15 protein-coding genes and 1 pseudogene are annotated in these 17,614 nt (G+C 55.1%); 3 read left to right on the top strand and 13 right to left on the bottom strand.

The features are described 5' to 3' along the window. Window positions 1-35 precede the first annotated feature (35 nt). Window positions 36-1,100, top strand: a complete 1,065-nt coding sequence (locus ACFQ0F_RS07605) for an META domain-containing protein (protein WP_379070770.1) — start codon at window positions 36-38, stop codon at window positions 1,098-1,100. A gap of 25 nt (window positions 1,101-1,125) precedes the next feature. Here the strand turns inward: ACFQ0F_RS07605 and ACFQ0F_RS07600 are convergent, their stop codons facing one another. From ACFQ0F_RS07600 to leuS, 4 genes are read right to left on the bottom strand one after another with little or no spacing between them, the layout of a single operon-like run. Then, window positions 1,126-1,917, bottom strand: coding sequence for an acyl-CoA thioesterase (locus ACFQ0F_RS07600; protein ID WP_379070767.1), 792 nt, complete (start codon window positions 1,915-1,917; stop codon window positions 1,126-1,128). Between the two features lie 18 nt (window positions 1,918-1,935). Further along, window positions 1,936-2,961 (bottom strand): DNA polymerase III subunit delta, encoded by a 1,026-nt coding sequence (gene holA, locus ACFQ0F_RS07595; protein WP_340675525.1) that lies wholly within the window; start codon window positions 2,959-2,961, stop codon window positions 1,936-1,938. Beyond that, window positions 2,945-3,532 carry an LPS-assembly lipoprotein LptE gene (locus ACFQ0F_RS07590; RefSeq protein ID WP_379070764.1) on the bottom strand — a complete coding sequence of 196 codons (588 nt, stop codon included), beginning with the start codon at window positions 3,530-3,532 and terminating at the stop codon, window positions 2,945-2,947. The genes holA and ACFQ0F_RS07590 overlap by 17 nt, the downstream gene beginning before the upstream one ends. Before the next feature lie 28 nt (window positions 3,533-3,560). Beyond that, window positions 3,561-6,185 carry a leucine--tRNA ligase gene (gene leuS, locus ACFQ0F_RS07585; RefSeq protein WP_379070761.1) on the bottom strand — a complete coding sequence of 875 codons (2,625 nt, stop codon included), beginning with the start codon at window positions 6,183-6,185 and terminating at the stop codon, window positions 3,561-3,563. Window positions 6,186-6,278: 93 nt separating this feature from the next. On the opposite strand from leuS, the gene ACFQ0F_RS07580 reads away from it, so the two are divergent. Beyond that, window positions 6,279-7,049 carry a YdcF family protein gene (locus tag ACFQ0F_RS07580; protein WP_379070758.1) on the top strand — a complete coding sequence of 257 codons (771 nt, stop codon included), beginning with the start codon at window positions 6,279-6,281 and terminating at the stop codon, window positions 7,047-7,049. Here the strand turns inward: ACFQ0F_RS07580 and ACFQ0F_RS07575 are convergent. The 5 genes from ACFQ0F_RS07575 to ACFQ0F_RS07555 are packed head-to-tail and all read right to left on the bottom strand — an operon-like array spanning window position 7,043 to window position 12,492. After that, window positions 7,043-8,263 (bottom strand): ABC transporter permease, encoded by a 1,221-nt coding sequence (locus ACFQ0F_RS07575; protein ID WP_379070755.1) that lies wholly within the window; start codon window positions 8,261-8,263, stop codon window positions 7,043-7,045. The genes ACFQ0F_RS07580 and ACFQ0F_RS07575 overlap by 7 nt on opposite strands. Continuing rightward, window positions 8,251-9,009 (bottom strand): ABC transporter ATP-binding protein, encoded by a 759-nt coding sequence (locus ACFQ0F_RS07570; RefSeq protein ID WP_379070752.1) that lies wholly within the window; start codon window positions 9,007-9,009, stop codon window positions 8,251-8,253. The genes ACFQ0F_RS07575 and ACFQ0F_RS07570 overlap by 13 nt, the downstream gene beginning before the upstream one ends. Beyond that, entirely contained in the window at window positions 9,009-10,193 is a 1,185-nt protein-coding gene (locus ACFQ0F_RS07565) for an efflux RND transporter periplasmic adaptor subunit (protein WP_340675531.1), read from the bottom strand. Before ACFQ0F_RS07565 ends, ACFQ0F_RS07570 begins: the two co-directional genes overlap by 1 nt. Continuing rightward, window positions 10,190-11,536 (bottom strand): TolC family protein, encoded by a 1,347-nt coding sequence (locus ACFQ0F_RS07560; RefSeq protein WP_379070748.1) that lies wholly within the window; start codon window positions 11,534-11,536, stop codon window positions 10,190-10,192. The genes ACFQ0F_RS07565 and ACFQ0F_RS07560 overlap by 4 nt, the downstream gene beginning before the upstream one ends. Continuing rightward, window positions 11,536-12,492: a TIGR01777 family oxidoreductase gene (locus tag ACFQ0F_RS07555; protein WP_340675533.1), complete on the bottom strand. Its 957-nt coding sequence runs from the start codon at window positions 12,490-12,492 to the stop codon at window positions 11,536-11,538. Before ACFQ0F_RS07555 ends, ACFQ0F_RS07560 begins: the two co-directional genes overlap by 1 nt. 112 nt (window positions 12,493-12,604) lie before the next feature. Between ACFQ0F_RS07555 and ACFQ0F_RS07550 the strand changes: the two genes are divergently transcribed. Beyond that, a complete protein-coding gene (locus ACFQ0F_RS07550; protein WP_379070745.1) occupies window positions 12,605-13,684 on the top strand; it encodes a CobW family GTP-binding protein in 1,080 nt (359 codons plus the stop codon). Here ACFQ0F_RS07550 and lnt read toward each other — a convergent pair. From lnt to ACFQ0F_RS07530, 4 genes and pseudogenes are all read right to left on the bottom strand, one after another. After that, complete coding sequence (gene lnt / locus ACFQ0F_RS07545) at window positions 13,652-15,190, bottom strand: apolipoprotein N-acyltransferase (protein WP_379070742.1); 1,539 nt, start codon at window positions 15,188-15,190, stop codon at window positions 13,652-13,654. The genes ACFQ0F_RS07550 and lnt overlap by 33 nt on opposite strands. A gap of 3 nt (window positions 15,191-15,193) precedes the next feature. Further along, window positions 15,194-16,039 (bottom strand): HlyC/CorC family transporter, encoded by an 846-nt coding sequence (locus tag ACFQ0F_RS07540; RefSeq protein WP_340675536.1) that lies wholly within the window; start codon window positions 16,037-16,039, stop codon window positions 15,194-15,196. Then, on the bottom strand, window positions 16,036-16,554 hold the full coding sequence (gene ybeY, locus ACFQ0F_RS07535; RefSeq protein ID WP_340675537.1) for an rRNA maturation RNase YbeY: 519 nt from the start codon (window positions 16,552-16,554) through the stop codon (window positions 16,036-16,038). The genes ACFQ0F_RS07540 and ybeY overlap by 4 nt, the downstream gene beginning before the upstream one ends. 19 nt (window positions 16,555-16,573) lie before the next feature. Then, window positions 16,574-17,548: pseudogene (locus ACFQ0F_RS07530) on the bottom strand (PhoH family protein); the annotation flags it as partial. Between the last annotated feature and the right edge of the window lie 66 nt (window positions 17,549-17,614).

Below are 17,614 nucleotides of genomic sequence, written 5' to 3'. Positions count from 1 at the left end.
CTACTCAGTGGCTGCGTCTCAGTTGGCTTTGTGCCTTGCCCTTATGGCTAGGTGCGTGCAGCTTATGGCCGTATCACAGCGCGCCAGCGCCCATCCCTAATTTACCGGCCACCTGGTCCGGGGATGTCACTTGTCCGGGCTGTGTGCCGCATCAGCAAACACTAACCTTATTTGCCGATGGCAGCTTTCATTTACGCGATGAATATCCGGCCAATCAGCGTCGTCGTGGTCGAGAGTCTTTTTATGATATTGGTCAATGGTCACGCTTAAGCGGCGATGAGTCGCGGCTCATCCTTCGTGGCGGTAGCGAGACCCTGCGCCAATTCCGCTTGCAGCATGGTGGTGAGCTACGGCAGCTAGATGCCTCGGGCGCTGATATTCGCTCCATTCGCGACTATGTGCTGACCCGAGAAAAAGGTTTAGATCCAGTCGCTGGGCCAATGCGTTTGCTTGGCAAGCTTAGTGTGGATGATACGCAACTGCGCTTTAGCGAATGCTTAACCGGCCGTGAAATGACAGTAATTGACGGCCTGCCAGCAAGCGTCATTAAGCAGTATCGAGTAGCGCAAAAGCTGGTTAACGAGACCGGTAGCGCCCCAGTACTTGCTAGCGTGATTGGTGTGTTTAGTGCACGCCTAGCAACGAGCGATGAAGGCTCAGAGAATGCATCAGTTTGGCAAGTAACAGTTCCGCGAGTGCTGCGCTTTTGGCCTGGCGAGGACTGTGGCATAGGGGCTGCTGCGCCGAGTTTGCCATTGCGCGATACGCCTTGGCGGGTGCTCGCGATTGCTAATGAGCCTATCAAGGCTGACCCAATGGCGGCGACCTTGGCGCTACGTCTTCACGATGATGGCAAGGTCTCGGGGCATACCGGCTGTAATATTTTACGCAGCCAATATCGTAGCGACGACAGTGCACTCAATTTCGATGCTGTGATGATTACGCGTCGCGCCTGCATGAATCCAATGGCGCAAGCGCTAGAAACTACTTGGATTGAGGTTTTGCGCCGCACCACAGCTTATCGCGTGGTCGGCAGCTATTTAGAGTTGCTTGCTGGTGATCGTGTATTGGCGCGTTTGATCGCTAACGAAATGCATTGATTTAGCCGCGCGCCTTACTCCGTGCTTAAAGAAACCCCGCCACATGTTGCTGCGAACTTGCCACTAACTGCCCCGATGCCGACCACAGCTGTGAGCGCGCCACCGTGTAGCCATCGCCACAACTCAGCGTTTGCGCTTCGTACTGCCACCAGCCATCGGCCGCGATAGATTCTGCCAACACTTCGCAATCTAGCGTCCATGTCATGGTGCTGATTGGCGCGGGGCGCGTGAACATTTGCAGCGTTGTTGGTGGCCACGCATCAACATAGGCCATGATGATCGCTGGCGTGAGCAAAGTGCCTTCGGGCAGGCTTTCTTTTAGGCATACCCAGCCGCTGACATTGGCCGTTTTGCTGCTGGTAAATGGTAGGCCGCCGCTAACCCAGCGAAAATCAAATCGTCGAGTAAAATCAGGCACTAAGCCGGGCAGATCGGGCATGGCCTGGCCAGTTTCTGGAGCAGCAACTCTGGGTGCGATGCTGCGGGGAACAATAATTTCTGATGCGCGAGCTTCACCACACGTGGCCGTTAGCATTGCTACGGTTTTGCCGTCTTGCAGCATCCGGCATTGCGCTTGTAGCGATGATTTTCCGCTACGAATAAGTTCACTATTAAATTGAACTTCGCCAGGCGCAGCGGGGCCAATAAAATGAATGCTGGCGCTGCGCAGTGGTCGACCCTGCAAGGTGGTTTTTTCCAGATGGGTTTGCATAAGCGCTGCCACTAGGCCGCCATAAGTCGCGCGGCCTTGGCCCCAGCCATCAGGAATGGTAGCGCCGGTGTTTGTTACGTTGGCTAAAATATCGAGTAAGTTCATTGCGGATTCCAAGGGCATTTAGCCGGTAAAAAGTGGGCGGCCGGCCATGGCCATGGCAAGGCGTAATAAGCCATCCCAAGCACGATCAGGCGACTGACCTTTAATCGCGCGATCAATGTCGATGATGCCGCTGCTCATGCGTTGTAAGCGCGGCAGGCTTAGGCGGCGCAATGCATTTTGTGCCGGACCTTGGCGGCGTGACCAAAAGCCTTGTTGCGTGAGTAGTTGTGAAGAGGCTTGGCGTTGGTCGCTGCTGTGCATTTGCTCGGCAATTAAGGTGAGCCCGCGCAAGTCTTTCTGTAAGGCCCAAAGCACGATGGACTCTGCTACGCCTTCGGCTTGCAAGCCCAGCACTAAGCGTGCGGTACGTGTGGCGTCGCCATTGAGTACGGCATCGGCTAAATCGAACACCGAATAGCGTGCGCTGTCGCTGACCACGGCGGCAACATCTTCCACGCTTGGTGCGGTATCTGGGTGCAGGAGCTTGAGTTTTTCTAGCGTTTGCGCGGCGGCAAGTAGGTTGCCTTCGGTGCGATCAACAATGAGCTGTAAGGCATCGGCAGGCAGGCTCAGGCCCAAGCCTTTGGCGCGTGCCGTCAGCCATTTCGGCAATTCATTGGCGTCGATGTTATACAGCGAGACACCAACTCCAGCGCCTTCTACTTCGCTATACCATTTCGCTTTCTGAGCTTTGCCGTCGATCTTCGGCAGTAAAATCAGTAGCACCGTGTCTTCTGGCGGTTGTGCGGCTAAGGCGCAAAGTGCCTGAGTGGCAGCGGCGTCTGGCTTATTGTTGAAGCGCAACTCCATCAGGCGGCGCTGGGCAAACAGGGATAAAGCTTGCGCGTCGGCCAACACATCAGACCAGTTAAAGCTGCGGTCGACATCGTGGCGAATGCGCTCGTCATAGCCTTGCTTTATGGCCGCGGCGCGAATGCCATCAGCCGCTTCTTGCACCAGTAATGGCTCATCGCCATTGATGAGGTATAGCGCGGCAAGCGGTGACTCAAGGTGACGGGCTAGTTGCTCAGGGCGTAGTTGCATCGGGGCTTGTTTTAGTAAAACTGGTCGACTCTGGACTAGCTTTCGCAGTGTCTGGAGTGTCTGGAATATCACCTTCAGGGCTGAGATCATCGGCCGTTAAGCGTGTGAGCTGAGTCATGATCTGCGCCACAGCTTGCTGGCGTAAATCATCGATGAGAGTGTTTTCTTCCTCGTACTTGCCAACAATGCGCGTGTTATCGAACTGATACGTACGGCGTAAGCGAATCACGCGATTCGGTGTGGCGGGCACACCGCTGGCATAGCGTAGTTGGTATTCAAGCTCGAAAAACAAAGTGTATTCAGCGGCCTTCGCGCGCGAGTCGATGCTCGTGGTTTGTCGCGTGATGCGCTCGGCGGTTAAGTGCAGGCGCAGTGGAGCAGCTTCGCTGATGACGCCACCGGCACGCTGAATGCCGGCAATCAGGTCGCGTTGTGTGGTGCTGTCTTCGCCAACCACGCCAATGGGGCTGATGATGCTTGGTAGCGTGTAGCTGCCGCGCAGTGCAAAGCCGCAGGCGCTTAAGCCGAGTGCAATAAGTGCAACAAGGGCAATCTGTCCCAAACGGGGCATGGCAAAACTCCTGTGTGCTGCCTGTACGTTAAACAACGATATTGACCAATTTTTGCTTCACCACAATGATTTTTTTCACCGTCGCGCCTGCCATTGCTCGTTGCGCATCATCATTTGCCAATGCAGCGGCTTCGATATCGGCTTGGCTAGCATCGGGCGCAACGTCGATTTGGCCGCGCAATTTGCCATTTACCTGAATCATTAGCGTCAGACTATCACGGGTCAGCGCGATGGCATCGACCTGTGGCCAGTGAGCATCGCTCAAGCCACCAGCTAGACCAAGCGCCTGCAAAAGCGTATGACCAATATGCGGTGCAATCGGCGATAGCAAGGTGACGGCGGCAAGCAAGGCTTCGCGAACTAGGCTGTGCGTATTGGCATTGGCAATGGGTGCTTTTGGCAGCGCGTTGAGTAGCTCCATCACAGCGGCGATGGCGGTGTTGAAGGTTTGGCGGCGCTCGTAGTCATCGCTTACTTTGGCGATGGTCTCGTGCAGCTTGCGGCGTAGCGCCTTGTCATCGCGGCTTAGTGCGGCAATGTCTAAGGCGCCAGGTGTGCCTTGCGATACGTGTTCATGAACAATGCGCCACAGGCGTTTTAGGAAGCGGTTAGCGCCTTCAACACCGGTGTCCGACCATTCCAGTGACTGGTCTGGCGGCGCGGCAAACATCATGAATACGCGTGAGGTGTCGGCACCAAACTGGTCAATCATGGCTTGCGGATCGACGCCGTTGTTTTTCGACTTCGACATTTTTTCCATGCCACCGTGAACCACGGGCTGGCCATCGGCAGTCAGTGTGGCGCCGGTAATGCGGCCTTTGTCGTCGTGCGTGAGTTGCACATCGGCAGGGTTGATCCAGTCTTTTTTGCCATTGTCAGCTTCACGATAAAACGTGTCGGCAATGACCATGCCCTGAGTCAGCAAACGCTTGAATGGCTCATCGCCAGCGAGCAAGCCTTCATCGCGCATGAGTTTATGGAAAAAGCGCGCGTAGAGCAGGTGCAAAATGGCGTGTTCGATGCCGCCGATGTATTGATCGACTGGCAGCCATTGTTTGCCGGCGGCTGGTTCGACCATGGCCGTTGTGCTTTGCGGTGAGGCATAGCGCGCGTAATACCACGATGACTCCACGAACGTGTCCATGGTGTCGGTTTCGCGTTTAGCCGCCGCGCCACAGCTTGGGCAAGTGGTCTCGTAAAACTCGGGCATGCGCGCAAGCGGTGAGCCAGCGCCATCGGGCACTACATCCTCAGGCAGCACTACCGGCAGCTGATCTTCGGGCACCGGCACATCGCCACAGCTTGCGCAGTGAATGATGGGGATTGGACAGCCCCAATAGCGTTGGCGCGAGATGCCCCAATCGCGGAGGCGGAATTGGGTTTTGCGCGCGCCATGGCCGTTGGCTTCTAAATCGGCAACGATGGCATCAAAGGCCTCGGTCACGCTCAGGCCATTGTATTTTTCGCTATTGATGCTGGTGAGACCGGATTTTTGGCCATACCAGTCTTGCCAGTTGCTGGCGTCAAAAACGCCGTCGGCCGTGGCGTAGACCGACAGAATCGGCAGCGCGTATTTATTGGCAAAAGCAAAGTCGCGTTCGTCATGAGCGGGCACGGCCATCACCGCGCCTTCGCCATAGCCCCAGAGTACATAGTTGGCGACATAGACCGGCAGTTTGCGGCCATTGAGAGGATGGATAACGAACTGGCCAGTGGCCATGCCCTTTTTCTCCATCGTCGCCATGTCGGCTTCGGCGACTGAACCAGCTTTGCATTCAGCAATAAAAGCAGCGAGTTCAGGATTGTTCAGCGCCGCACGTTGCGCCAATGGATGCTCGCCAGCTACGGCAACATAGGTCGCGCCCATGAGTGTGTCGGGGCGGGTGGTGTAGACCTTGAGTTGGCCATTGATGCCAATGCTGAGCTCGTCGTAATCGAAGCTGATATCGGCGCCGAAGCTTTTGCCGATCCAATTGCGTTGCATGGTTTTGACCTGCTCAGGCCAGCCATCGAGCTGGTCAAGGTCTTGCAATAATTGCTCGGCGTATTGCGTGATGCCGAAGTAATACATGGGGATTTCGCGTTTTTCGACCAGTGCGCCGGAGCGCCAGCCGCGACCATCAATGACTTGCTCATTGGCAAGCACGGTTTGGTCGATAGGGTCCCAGTTCACACTGCCCGACTTTTTATAAATCACGCCTTTTTCAAATAGGCGGGTAAATAGCCATTGTTCCCAGCGGTAATAGTCTGGCTTGCAGGTGGCGATTTCACGCGACCAATCGATGGCCAGCCCTAAGGATTTAAGCTGGGTTTTCATGTATTCGATATTGGCGTAAGTCCATTTCGCTGGCGCCACGGAATTGTTCATCGCGGCGTTTTCAGCGGGCAGGCCGAAAGCGTCCCAGCCCATTGGTTGCATGACATTGAAGCCATTTAAGCGCTTGAAGCGGCTCAGTACATCGCCGATGGTGTAGTTGCGCACGTGGCCCATGTGCAGCTTGCCGCTAGGGTAGGGAAACATCGATAAGCAATAGTATTTAGGGCGCGTGTCGTTATCGTCGGCGATGTGTGCGTTTGTGGCTTCCCACTCGGCTCGGGCGGCGGCTTCAAGGATCTGCGGCAAATACTGTTCTTGCATAAATATAAAACTCATCGAATTACGCGAAATGCGCCATAGGATACGCTATGCGCTCTGGCCGCGGTATAGCAGCGGCAGCTTGTGGGCCGATCTAACTGGGAATGACCGATGCCGATGACTCAAATTATTCATGCGCTACTGTTGCCACCGGCCTTGCTCTGCTGGATGGGTTTGCTGGCGTTATTGCTGGCCTGGCGAGGTTGGCGCATCAGTGCAACGGCAGTGGCGTTGCTGGCGATTGTGCTTAATTACGCGTTAGCCACGCCAGTTGGGGCCTATGCCATCTCGCATCCATTGGAGCAGCGCGTGTCGGCATTGAATGATCTGGCGCAGATACCCAGCGCCGGCTATCAGGCCATTGTTGTACTCGGCGGTGGCCGTTATGACGCCGCGCCAGAGTTTGCTGGTGCCGATGTGATGAGCAGTGAAATGCTAACGCGCCTGCGCTATGCCGCCCGTGTTGAGCGCGCAACGAAATTGCCGATTCTTGTTACCGGTGGTTCGCCCTTGGGCAAGGCCGATGATGAGGCGAGCTTGATGGCGCAGTCATTATTGGAGGATTTTCGCGTGCCCGTGCGCTGGCAGGAGCGGTTGTCGCGCACCACGGAAGAGAATGCTGAGCTGAGCTGGGCCATGCTGTCGCCACTGGGCATTAAACGCATTGTCTTGGTCAGTCATGCCTCGCATTTGCCGCGGGCACAGGCTTTGTTTGAGCACGTGGGCTTTCAGGTGCTGGCGGCACCAACTGGCTTCACTACCGAGGGCGCAGAATGCCGACCAATTATTTGCTATACGCCGCAGCACAGCTCATTGCTCGAGACGCGGCGAGCCTTGCACGAATGGTTGGGGCTGGCTCGCGATGCACTCGTCGTTCATTGAAAACGTAATGCTTCAATAGGCCGTAACTTTGCTGCGCGATTGGCGGGGTAATAGCCGAAGAAAATGCCAATTGCGCCGGCAACCCCGAAAGCTAGCAGCAATGAGCTGAGCGTGACAATCACTAGCAAATCGAAGATCAGCGCCACGCTTAAGGCGATGCCGATGCCAACGGCGACGCCAATAATGCAGCCAACCAATGAAATCACCACGGCCTCTAGCAGAAACTGCAGGCGGATAGCATTTGGCCGCGCGCCGATGGCCATGCGAATGCCGATTTCACGTGTGCGCTCAGTGACTGAGACCAACATGATATTCATGATGCCGATGCCGCCTACCAGCAGCGAGATACCGGCAATAGCGCCCAGTAGTAGCGATAAAATAGCCGTGGTTTCGGCGGCAGTATTGGCTAGAGCTGTCAGGTTTTGCAGAGTGAAGTCATCTTCAGCGTCGTTACTGAGGCGATGACGCTGACGTAGATTAATGCGCAGATCACGCTCGACGCGTGGCATCGCTTCCTCACTAGTCGCTTGCACCATGATCATGCGCACCGAGTTGCGAAAGCGGTTGCCAAAAAGCTTGCGCTGCGCGGTAGTGATAGGAATGACGATGGTGTCGTCTTGGTCACGGCCGTCGAGGCTTTGGCCTTTGCTGCCAAGCACGCCGATAACTTGGAATGGTAGGTTTCGAATGCGCAGGGTTTCGCCAATCGGGTCTTCATTGCCAAACAAATTGCTAGCGACCTTTTTGCCGATCACGGCGACTTGCGCAGCCGATTGTATTTCGGGTTGATCAAAGGCGTAGCCAGAAGTGACGGTCCAGTCGCGCAATGTAAAATAGTCGGCGTTGGAGCCTACGACATAAGTGTTCCAGTTTTGCGCGCCATAAATGACTTGCGAGCTGGATTGCACGACCGGTGCGGCGGAGGCAACGCCTGTTATCTCGCGTAAGGCGCTAGCGTCATTGACGGTGAGGCTGGGCGCGCTGCCATAACCGCTGCGCACGCCATTGGCACTAGTGGCGCCAGGTAAAATGATGAATAGATTTGAGCCCATGCTTTTGATCGAATCATTGACGCGGGTTTGCACGCCTTGGCCGATGGCGAGCATGGCGATGACCGCACCGACACCGATAATCATGCCGAGCATAGTGAGAAAGCTGCGTAGGCGGTTAGCTTTCAGTGCCAGTAAAGCCTCGCGGAGCATTAGCCACCACATGGCGCGGCTCCTGATGTGGCTGTGCTGCTTCCAGCTATAGGTGCCGGCTTCAAGCCCTCACTCGCCGGCCCATCAAACTCTTTATGGCCATCGACTAAGCGCACCAAGCGTTGCGCGTGAGCAGCAATATCGGGCTCGTGTGTGACTAAAACTAAGGTGATGCCTTCTTCGCGGTTAAGCTGGCCAAACAGCGCCATGATTTCCGCACTGGTTTGTGTGTCTAGGTTGCCGGTGGGCTCATCGGCCAAGATCAAGGCTGGGCGATTTACCAATGCGCGGGCAATGGCCACGCGCTGCTGCTGACCGCCAGAAATTTCACTAGGCAAGGCTTGTGTGCGTTGGCCCAAACCGACGCGCGCAAGCATGTCACTGGCGCGCTGTTCGCGCTCAGCTTTTGCCACGCCAGCATAGGTCAAAGGCAGAGCAACATTGTCGAGCAGGCTGGAGCGCGGCAGCAGGTTAAAGCCCTGAAAAACAAAGCCGATGGTACGGTTGCGTAAGTCGGCAAGTTGATCGTCATTGAGCGTATTGACTTGTTCACTGGCCAAGGTGAAGTCGCCGCCGCTGGCACTATCGAGACAACCTAAGATATTCATCAGGGTTGATTTTCCCGAGCCAGATGGCCCCATGATGGCAACGAATTCGCCGCTCTCAATGGTCAAATCGATGCCGTGCAAAATTCGCACTGGACCAACGCCACTAGGGTAATCCTTAACGATTTGTTTGAGCTCAATGACGCTGGCCATTAGTCTCTCATCCGAAACTTCATGCCTTTACTGGCCACTTCTTCTGCCGATAAAACTTGCTCGATGACTACTTTGTCATCCACCTTTAGTGCTGACTTGTCACCGAGCACTTCAGTAAAGCGGCGATCGGTAATGCCCAGTGTCACACTGAATGGTTTTAAGCCATCAGCTGTCTGCTGCCAGACGGTGCCTTTTTGGCCGGCCTTAGCTTTTACACTAGGCTTGCTTTGCGTTTCGGCTTCCTCCTCGATAGGCGCCAGTTTGGCATCTTCTGGTGGTCGAAAACGCAGCGCGGCTGTTGGCACACGTAAGATATTTTTGCGCTCTAAAGTGTCGATAGTGACGTAAGCCGTCATGCCCGGCAGGAGCTGACCATCGGCGTTATCAACACGAATGATGACGGCATAAGTCACCACATTTTGCTCGGTTAATGGGTTCAGACGGACTTGCACGACCTCGCCAACGAAGCGCTTATTTGGATAAGCATCGACACGAAATTTTGCGCTTTGACCCACGTGTATGCCGCCAATATCAGACTCGGTGAAATAGGCGTCGATGTTCATTTGGCGTAAGTCTTGAGCGATTTTATAAAGCTCAGGTGTTTGAAAGCTCGCGGTAACGGTCTGGCCAACATCGACGGCGCGTGACACAACCACGCCAGCAACTGGTGATCGAATTACGGCGTAGCTCAAATTGACTTGATCGCGTTGCACCTGTGCTTGCGCCTGCGCCACGCGGGCCTTCGCTTCAGCTAAGGCTTGGCGGGCTTGATCAACTTCTTGTGTGGAAGCAAAGCCTTCGCTGGCTAAGGGGCCGATGCGCCGCCAATTTGCATTAGCCAGTGCTAAGCCGGCCTGTGTGCTGCTTAGGTTGGCGCGCGACTGTGTAAGTTGAGCTTGCAGCAGCGAGTCATCGAGGCGCATCAGCACTTGGCCAGCACTGACCTTGTCGTTGAAGTCGGCGGTATAGGAGGTGACGATGCCGGAGACTTGGGTGCCAACGGAGACTAGCGTGACAGGACTGAGCTGGCCATTGGCCGACACGGTTTGGGCAATGTCGCCACGATCGACACTGGCGAATTCGTAGCGCGGGGCATCGCTGCCGCTAAAGCAGCTGCGCATGATGAGGGCAGCGATAACAATAAGGCCGAGGATGGCAAGCCAGCGGAGACGAGAGGCGGTCATGGTTGGATATCCTGAAATGCAGCATCGGGTGAGGCGGTGAGTAGGCCGGCGGCGCGCGCGAGTTGAACGCGTGCGCTGGCCCAGTCGAAGCGGGCGCGGGCTTGTTGTTGGCGAGCATCGGCGAGGGTGCTTTGAGCGGTTAAGACATTGAGCACATTGCCTAGGCCGGCTCGGTAGCGCGCTAGGGCGGCACGGCTAGATTCGGCTGCCGATGCCAGCAAGCTGTCGGTTGCATCGATGCGCGAACGAGCGGTATTGACTTGCTGCCATGCCAGCCAGACATCAAGGCCGACTTGCTGGCGAATGCGATCGAGCTCAAGCGTTTGTTGATCAATTTGGCTTTGCGCACCACGTTCCTGATAGCGCTGCTGAAAGCCGGTAAACAGTGGCAAGGTTGCAGTTACAGCGACTTGGCCGGAGTCGCGCTGGCCAAAGCTATTTCGGCTATCGCCAGCACTGGCGTTGAGGCTAATGCGCGGCAGGCGTTGCGCAGCTAATTGATCTAGTGATGACTCAGCAGCGGCGACTTGCTGCTCCTGCGCGATACGTTCTGGCCGGCGTTCATCGGCCAGTTGCATCAATACTGCAAGCGCAGGCGGTGCGCTGAGTTGGCTTGGATCGGGCAGGGTGGTCTGCGGTGTAAGGGCCGTATTGGCGGGGTAGTTGGCGAGCACGGCTAGCTGACCATTGCTGGCGGCAAGTTCGCCTTCACGCTGGATGAGCACCAACTCTGCTTGAGCCAAAGCAGTTTGCGCTTGCAGCGTATCTTCGCGTGTTCCAACGCCAACTTTAATGCGCTTTTCAGCGGCTTCGGCAGTCTCTTTTGCGGCAGCTAATGAAGATTTCGCGCTAGCGAAGCTGGCCTCGGCCGCAAGACGGTTAAACCATGCGGTAACCGCTTGTGCCGCGAGGCTATGGATGCTGGCATCGGCACTGGCTTGAAGACTGGCAAGGGTGTTTTTGGCTTGTGAGACATCCGCTTCGCGGCCGCCAAAATCATAAAGTAGCCAGCTCGCATTGGCGCTCAATGTGCGTTGATCTGGGTCAGTGCCGGCTACGCGGTCGCCAAAATCACGGCTGCTGCTGGCACTAATATTTAAGCTGGGATAATAGCCTGAGTTGGCAGCGCCAACTTGTGCACGTTGAGTTTGCACACGTTGCCATGCAGCGCGGGTGTCGAGGTTGGCGCAGAGACTGCGCTCAACATAGCGTGCGAGTGTGAGTTGAGTGTCTTGGCTAATGTCTGGGCAGGCGGTCGTGGCGACTGTGCTTGCCTGTGCTGAGCTAATTCCGATGCTAAGCGCAAGCAGCCCCAGTGCATTTTGCCAAGTGACCCGTTTCATTAATCGTTATCTCTTGAGCTGTCGTTTCTTGAGAGCGCCGAGCGTAGGGCATCTTCTAGCGTGCTATGAAGGAAGCGATAGTCGGCGCTTAGTAAGCGGCTAGGCATGACGCGTTGGCCATCGAGCAAGAGAGTGGACATCTCACCAAGGCCTAGTTTCAGCACGCTGGCGGGCACGCGTAAAAATGCTGGGCGACGCAATAATCGGGCTAATGTGCGAGTGAATTCGGCATTGCTCACTGGCGCGGGTGCGGTAAGGTTAAACACGCCGTGTAATGAACGATCGGTGAGCATGCGTAAAACCACTTGGACCACATCGCTGCGCGACACCCAGGACAAATACTGTTCGCCATTGCCCAAAACGCCTCCCAAGCCTAAGCCAAACACTGGCAATAAGCGGCGCAACATACCGCCGCCTGGGCCTATAACGACGCCTAAGCGCAAAGTGCATACGCGCGCGTTTGCTGGCGCGGCGGCAAGCGCGGCGGCTTCCCAGTCGCGGCAAAGATGATGGGTGTAGTCGCCGCTTTCGGCAGACGATTCTTCATCTAAAATACGCTCGCCTTGGCTGCCATACCATCCAACAGCAGAGCCTGAAATAAGCACATTGGGCTTGTGCTTAGCGCGGCGTAGCCAATCGCCAAGTGACTCGGTAAGCAGCACGCGGCTGGCATGTAGTTCGAGCTTCCTTTGAGTAGTCCAAGGCTTATCAGCGATGCCTTCGCCGGCAAGATTGATGACGGCATCGAAGGCTTCATCACGCGCTAGCGCATCGAGTGAGGAAACAAAGCGCAGGCGGCCAGTGTCGGCCCAAGCGGCATAATGCTTCGCCATTTTTTCGGGCTGGCGGGTCAGCAATGTTAGGTGGTCGCCTTGAGCTTGATCGGGTGCACCGACTAATACAGGTACGAGTTGAGCGCCAATAAATCCTGTGCCGCCGGTGATCAAAATATTCATCGCAGGCATCCCTGTGTCATCATCGATTTTTAAGTCTAGTGTGGCTGCAGGCATTGTGCCTATGGCGAGTGCTGAACAGAAGCGTAGACCAGACAGAATCGGTGAACTTTACATGACTTTACCCACAAACTCCGCTGAGCCAAACGCCGGCGCTCAAGGCATGAGCTTTAAGGCCGCGCCTGCGAAAAAGCTTTCAGTGCATCTAGTCACCGGCTTTTTAGGCGCTGGTAAAACCACCTTGATTTCGCGCTGGATGGCCGAGAAGCCAGTCGATGAACGCTGGGCAATTTTGGTCAATGAATTTGGTCAGATCGGCATCGACCAAACAGCTTGGGCAGGCGACGATGTATTTATTCAAGAAGTCGCTGGTGGCTGTATTTGCTGCTTGCAAAATATGCCACTGCAACTGGCGCTGGGGAAAATAACCAGTCGCGGCGATATTGATCGCCTGATCATTGAGCCGACGGGCTTAGGCCACCCAACGCAGATTATTGAGACGCTACAGGAGGCGCACTGGCAACCATACTTGAGCTTGGCGGCGAGTGTTTGTGTGCTCGATGCGCGCATGCTTAACGATGCCAGAGTGCGCGAGCATGAGACGTTTATTGCGCAAGTAGCGGTGGCCGATGTGCTGCTATTTAGCAAAGCCGATGTGCTCAGTGATGCTGAGCGAATAACCGCCAATGAGTTTGCTGCTGAGCTATCGCCAGCGAAGGCTCTGGTGGCATTTGTTGAGCCTGAGTCGTCGTGTATTGAGGCTTTATCGGTGGCAGCGAAGCCGCCAAAGCAGCAGCGTCGCAGTCTGCTACATGCGCCAGTTATTGTAGCGCTCAGCCCTCGCTTAGATGGCGTAAGTGCTGAACAAGCCGCACAGGCCAAGCTTCCGCCGTATCACTACCATGAGCCAGCTCAAGGCCACTTCATTGGTGGCTGGATATTGCCGGCAAGCTGGTGTTTTTGCCACGATGAGTTGCTTACTGAGCTGATGTCATGGCGCGACGCCGAGCGCGTGAAGGGTGTGTTTCATACCGATAAAGGCTGGATATTTTTTAACGCTACAGCGCTGGATTTAGCTATTCGCTCGAGTGAATACCGCAGCGACAGTCGCGTGGAAATAATAAGCCCAATCGATCTGGATTGGGCTCTGCGTGAGCAGCGATTACTGGCCTGTCTTATCGCTGCTACGGCCTAGGCGAACACTGCGTTGCCAGCTAACCAGTAATAGCAAAACACAGAGCAATAGCACTGGCCAGACGCCGGTGCGCTGCCATGGCGTGAGGCCATGCGCGGGATAAATTTCGCCACGTAATACGGTGCGTGTAAATGACGGCGCTTGGCTGACGACATGGCCTTGTGGGTCGATGAATGCCGTCACGCCATTATTGGTGGCGCGTACAATATAGCGACCGGTTTCTTTCGCGCGCATCCGCACCATCTGAAAGTGTTGCGCCGGGCCTATCGAATGGCCGAACCAGCCGTCATTGCTCACCGTGACTAAATAATCCACGTTCGATAAGCGCTGCACCAACGATGGATAGGCAATTTCGTAGCAAATAAACGGCGCTAGCGTGCGGCCTTTGATTAGCAACGGCCCTTGCTCGGCGGGGCCCCAAGTGAAGCTAGACATGGGCAAATCAAAGAATGGAATAGTGCCGCGAATCCATTTTTCAAAGGGAATGTATTCGCCAATCGGCACTAGCTGCTGCTTGTGATAAATGCCTAGGCCATCGCCCGATGCCATGATGCTGTTGTAAAACAATATCTCGGTGCGATCATTGTTCCATGTTGCGTAGGGAATGCCGGTAACAAAGGCGCTGCCAGCTTTTATCGCTTCATAATCAAGATCAGCCAATAGGTCTCTGGCTTCATGAGCAAATTGCGGGATGGCTGCTTCAGGCCAAATGACTAAGTCGCGACCCCATTCGCTTTTCGATAAATCTTGATAAATAGCGGTGGTTTTGTCGCGCCATTCCAAAGCCCATTTCGACTCTTGTGGAATATTGCCCTGTACCAAGCTAACGCTAACTGGCGCTTCTTTATTGATTGTGGTCCAGCTGATGGGGGCGAGTAATCCGCCAACCAACCATGTCAGAGCGATCGCGATAATGGCGCCAGGCGCGGCCTTGCCATGACGCAAGATGCTGAGCAAAGCCACGGCACTGATGCCGGCGGCCAAGCTCACGCCATAGATGCCCATGAGCGGTGCCCAGCCCGACAACGGCGTATCGATAAAGCCGTAGCCTGTCATCAGCCAGGGGAAGCCGGTCAGTAGCCATGAGCGCAGCCATTCGCCCAGCACCAGTAGCGCCGGAAGTGCCAGCCAATTCAAGCGCCAGAGCTTTAGGCGGCCATACAGCCAGCCACCGGGGACAAAGAGCAACGCCATCACCAGTGCAACCACAGCAAGCATGAGCAGTGAGACTGGCCAACTGGTGTTGCCGTAGTCGTGCATCGATACTAATAGCCAGCTGCTGCCGTGCAGCCATAAGCCCGCGCCGAACATATAGTGCAGCCAAGCGCTACGACGCGCGCTACTTTGCTCGAGCAAATTGGCAAGCAGTGCGAGTGCCAAAAGTGCCACGGGCCACGCGTTGTAAGGCGCAAGGCCGAAGGGCATGAGCGCGCCAAGGATGAGCGCGAGTGGCGTGCGCAGAGGTGTTTGTCTCAGGGCGTCGAGCAGGGCAAAAAAGCGTTTCATTGTTTAGCGAACTTCAACTTTAAGTAGGCGAATGGTGCGGTTGTCGGCTTGCAGAACACTGAAGCGCCAGCGATCTAGCTCGATCACTTCGCCTTGTTCGGGCAGGCGTTCGAAGGCGTTGAGAATGATGCCGGCGATGGTGTCGAAGTCGTCATTGCTGAAATTGCTTTTGAAGTAGTCGTTAAATTCGGCGATGGGCGTGAAGGCTTTTACTAGCCATTCGCCAGGATGCATTTCTCGAATATCTTGATCTTCAAAGCTTTCATCTTCGTCATGCTCATCGTCAATTTCGCCAACGATTTGCTCTAGTGCATCTTCAAAAGTGACTAGGCCGGCAATGCCGCCATACTCATTGACGACGATGGCCATATGGCTTTTTTTGCTGCGAAACTCGCGAATCAATTTATCCAAGTGCGTGGATTCCGGCACAAAAAACACTGGCCGTAAAAATTCCATCACAGTGGCATCGTCGCAATGATTATTGACCAGTTTCAATAGGTCTTTGGCAAACAAAATGCCCACGACTTCATCGGGATTATCGGTGGCGATAACGGGGAAGCGTGAATGTGCTGACTCAATCAAACCAGCCATGGCATTGCTGACGGTTTCGTCGGCACGCAGGGCAACCATCTGCGCACGAGGGATCATAATCTCGCGCACTTGGCGCTCAGAGACTTGTAGCGTGGATTCAATAATGCGCTGTGCTTCAACATCCATTAATCCGCGCTTTGCCGACTCACGAATAATTTCGAGCAGCTCCTCGCGGGTGTTGATTTCGCCACTCCAGGCATCCGCTAAGCGGCTTAACCACGACTTCGATGTGTCTCCAGACGATCGATCCTCGCTCATGGCGATGTTTTCCCCTCTTCTAGTGCGTTGTTTGTCAGGTCGTCATCATACGGGTTATCGATGCCAAGACACGACAATATCTCAAGTTCTAGAGGTTCCATGCGTGCGGCATCGTCTAGTTCAATGTGGTCATAACCGAGTAAATGCAAGCTGCCGTGGACAATCATATGCGCCCAATGCGCTGCTAAAGGCTTGCCTTGCTCATGCGCTTCTGTGGCAACAACATCGGCGCAAATGGCCAAGTCGCCTAATGGCCGCTCATCAAGTTCGGCGAGCAGGGCTTCGGGCAAATCGGCTGGGAATGACAGCACATTGGTGGCGTAATTTTTGTCGCGATACTGCGCATTGAGCTCGCGGCCTTCTTCTTTGCTGACGATGCGAATATCGACCGAGCACGGCTGCGTAATGCTGAGCGCTCTCAGCACAGCGTCTACATAGCGCGTGCAATCAACTTCAGTGGGCAAGCCTTCTGGGCTGATACCGTCGTCGACGTCTAACCAAACATTAGCGGCCATGATGACCTCGCGGCGCTGGCTGTTTCGCATCCCAGGCTTCATAAGCGTCGACAATGCGCATCACCAAGGGATGGCGTACGACGTCGCGCGAGGCAAAGCGCGTGACATGAATGCCTTTGACCTGCTCTAAAATAGTCAGCGCCTGAGTCAGGCCAGACTCCATGCCGCGAGGCAAGTCGACTTGGCTGATATCGCCAGTAATGACGGCGCGCGAGCCATAGCCCAAGCGCGTCAAAAACATCTTCATTTGTTCCGGCGTGGTGTTTTGTGCCTCATCCAAAATGATGAAGGCGTGATTGAGTGTGCGCCCGCGCATATAGGCCAGCGGTGCAACTTCAATGACTTGGCGTTCAATCAATTTCGCCACGCGCTCAAGGCCGAGCATTTCGTATAGCGCGTCATAGAGCGGGCGCAAATACGGGTTAATTTTTTCTGATAAGTCGCCGGGCAAAAAGCCGAGCTTTTCGCCGGCCTCAACCGCCGGCCGCACCAGCAATATGCGCTTCACTTGGTCTTTTTCGAGCTGGTCGACTGCACAAGCTACGGCCAAATACGTCTTGCCAGTACCGGCAGGGCCCACGCCAAAGCTGATGTCGTGACTGAGAATCTGCTCGACATAACGCTGTTGATTTTGCCCGCGCGGTCGAATAGTGCCTTTTTTCGTCATTAACACGGGGCCTTCGCCACCACCGACGTGCACAGGATTGCTGGATAGCTCGCCAAGTGCAATTTGCAGCACTAAATGCACGGTCTCAGGTGCCAGCGTTAGACTGTCATCAGTTTCTGCATAGAGTCGCTCGAGCACGGTGACCGCTATTTCGCGCATATCAGCCTCGCCAATAATCTCGAGGCTGTAGCCACGATGCAGTACGCGCAGGCTGAGGCGCTGCTCAATAAGTTTGATGTGCTCATTGAATTGGCCACAAAGAATGGCTAAACGGCGAGGATCTTGCGGGCTAAGTTCCAGCGTGCTGGTGTGTTCAGACGTATTCAAAAGGGCAGTGTTCTCGGTGAGTTTGTGCACAGAGAATAACTGAAATTGACAAGTCGCGGCAGTTAC

Source organism: Paraperlucidibaca wandonensis (assembly GCF_042677145.1).
Classification (GTDB): Bacteria; Pseudomonadota; Gammaproteobacteria; order Pseudomonadales; family Moraxellaceae; genus Perlucidibaca; species Perlucidibaca wandonensis.
Note: the sequence above shows the minus strand (reverse complement) of the source record. Positions and strands in the feature narration are given on the sequence as shown.